This is a genomic window from Streptomyces sp. NPDC029674 (assembly GCF_044903205.1).
Lineage (GTDB): Bacteria > Actinomycetota > Actinomycetes > Streptomycetales > Streptomycetaceae > Streptomyces.
Genome location: NZ_JBJDPY010000044.1, coordinates 1 through 2,352, shown reverse-complemented (window position 1 = coordinate 2,352; position 2,352 = coordinate 1). Strand labels below are relative to the sequence as shown.

Annotated in this window: 4 protein-coding genes; all 4 read left to right on the top strand. The window is 72.7% G+C overall.

What is annotated here, in order from left to right:
• The first annotated feature begins 51 nt into the window (after positions 1-51).
• The 4 genes from ACI2L3_RS40170 to ACI2L3_RS40155 all read left to right on the top strand — a co-directional run bounded on the left by ACI2L3_RS40170 (position 52) and on the right by ACI2L3_RS40155 (position 2,314).
• Positions 52-525, top strand: coding sequence for a hypothetical protein (locus tag ACI2L3_RS40170; RefSeq protein ID WP_350749448.1), 474 nt, complete (start codon positions 52-54; stop codon positions 523-525).
• A 5-nt stretch (positions 526-530) separates the two neighbouring features.
• The gene (locus tag ACI2L3_RS40165; protein WP_350749445.1) at positions 531-824 is read left to right on the top strand and encodes a hypothetical protein; all 294 of its coding nucleotides are present in this window, start codon (positions 531-533) and stop codon (positions 822-824) included.
• Positions 825-892: 68 nt separating this feature from the next.
• A complete protein-coding gene (locus ACI2L3_RS40160) occupies positions 893-1,975 on the top strand; it encodes a LysM peptidoglycan-binding domain-containing protein (protein ID WP_350749442.1) in 1,083 nt (360 codons plus the stop codon).
• 12 nt (positions 1,976-1,987) lie between these two features.
• Positions 1,988-2,314 carry a hypothetical protein gene (locus ACI2L3_RS40155; RefSeq protein WP_350749439.1) on the top strand — a complete coding sequence of 109 codons (327 nt, stop codon included), beginning with the start codon at positions 1,988-1,990 and terminating at the stop codon, positions 2,312-2,314.
• Positions 2,315-2,352 lie beyond the last annotated feature (38 nt).

Below are 2,352 nucleotides of genomic sequence, written 5' to 3'. Positions count from 1 at the left end.
CGTGCTCTACATCTCCGAGGCCCGCCACCCTGACGACACGGCGGCCCACCGATGACCGCACCCCACGTCCCCGTCACCTCCAGCACGCACGCGCTCGCCGTCACCATGTACGTCGGCATGATCGTCCTCGGCGTCGCGCACGCCACCGGGGTCATCTCCTCGCGCGCTGTGCAGGAGGTCCTGGCCTCCCCGTGGGAGGAGATCTGGGCCGGCCTGCACCTGATCGGCCCGATCATGGCCGCCGCCGGGGCCCTCGCCGCCGCGCACCGCAAGCTGCCCATCTACTCCATGTCCGCCGAGCTCGTCGGCTGCGCGATCTTCGCCATCACGAAGGGCACCTACGTCGTCTGCCTCTTCACCGTCTACGGCCTCGAGGGTGGCCCGTCCACACAGATCATGGGCGCCGGCATCGCCATCGGCTGCGCCGCACGCGCCACCCAGGTCGGCCTCGAGCTGTCCCGCCTCGTGGCCGCCGCCCACGCCACCACCAGCCCGGAGCCCGCCACCGCGCCCACCGGGAGGTGACCCGCTTGAGCCCTGAGCACATCGCCCTGCTCATCACCTCCCTCTCCCCCATCGTCCTGGCCCTCATGGCCGGCATCGGCTGGGTCGTACGCCACCGCATCGAGACGGCGACCGCCCCCGGCGCGGAGCCCCCCACCACGCAGACCCCGGCGGCGCTGCCGCGGGACCTGTACGACGACTGCCGCGAGGACCTTGAGACCACGCGCGCGGAGCTGACCACCGAGCGGACCCGACGCATCCACCTGGAGGGCATCCTCGCCCGCCGCGGCATCACCCCCACCACCCCTACGGAGGACTGACCCATGCCCACCCCTACCGAGATCGTCGCCCAGCACCTCGACAACGCGGCCGCCTGAACGGAGACACCATGTCGTACATGCTCACCGGCCTGCCCCGGATGCTCGAGGAGGCCGGCATCGACTACGAGCTGACCCCCGGCTGGGACGATCAGGCCCTCGCCCTCTGGGGCGAGCCGATGGACGGCGTGCTCGCCACCGTCATCCACACCACCGAGACCGCCGACTCCGCTTTCGCCCGGGGCGCGGACGCCCCCACGAAGGCCTGGATCAAGCGCGGCCTCGGCTACCCGACCTACAACCTCATGCACGGCCGCTCCGGCAAGGTCGTCGTGAACACAGCCGGTGTGGGCGCGCAGGCCGGCACCGGCTCCTGGCCCACCCACGTCTGCCCGAACCCCGGCGTGGAGCGGGACCTGGCGAACTTCACGACCCTCGGCATCTCCATGGACGCCAACGAGTCGAAGTACCCCGTCACCGAGGCCCAGCTCCGTGCCCTGATCCGTCTCCTCGTCGCCATCGACAAGGAGTGGGGCGCGACCCTGCCGGCGATCATGCACGCCGAATGGGCCTGGGAGCGCACCACCAACAAGCGCACGGACCCGACCCGCGTGCCCGGTGGCCACGACGCGATCCGCAAGGCCAAGGCCCGCGGCGCCTGGGACGCCGCCCCGACCCCCACCGTGGTCCGGCCCGACCCGCCAACCGCGGCACCCGACGGCACGTACGTCGTCCAGCCAGGCGACGGCTGGTGGGCGATCGCCCGCGCCCACGGCATCGCCGCCGTGGACCTGGCCAAGATGAACGGCGCCACCACCGGCACGCTCATCCACCCCGGCCAGACCCTCCGCACCCCGAAGGTCGAGGCCGGCACCGTCCACCGCGTCGTCGCCGGCGACACCATGAGCCGCATCGCCCGCACCGCGAAGGTCTCCCTCGACGCGCTCATCGCCGCCAACCCCAAGGTCCACCCGGACCGCATCGAGATCGGCCAGGTGATCGCCCTGCCGATCAGCACCTACACCGTGCGCCCCGGCGACTCCTGGTGGGCGATCGCCTCCCGCCACGGCACCACCCACGGCGCGCTCGCCGCCCTCAACAGCAAGACCACCGCCGACACCATCCACCCCGGCGACGTCCTCCGCGTCGCCTGAACGGAGTCCCCCATGCAGACCCGCCGCACCCCCATCATCGACACCCTGACCCTCTGGGCCGGCTCCCTGCAGGCTGCGCTCGCCGCCGGCGCCGGCGCGGCCATCCTCGCTGACCTGCCCAACTGGGTGGCGTTCTCCATCGCTGTCGGCCTCTTCGTCGTCGGCATGGTCCAGGCTGGCCTTCGCTGGGCGGCCCAGAACGCGACCGTGCCGGTGGGCGACGTCGTCGAGGTCCGCGAGGGCTCCGACGTCGTAGCGGGCCCCGCGAACGACCAGGTGGCCGAGGGCGCGTTCGTGCGTGAGCTCGGCCGCAGCCCTCGCCATCGCGTCGCCGACTGATCGGCCCCACGCAGAAGCGCCCCGCCCCACCCACACGC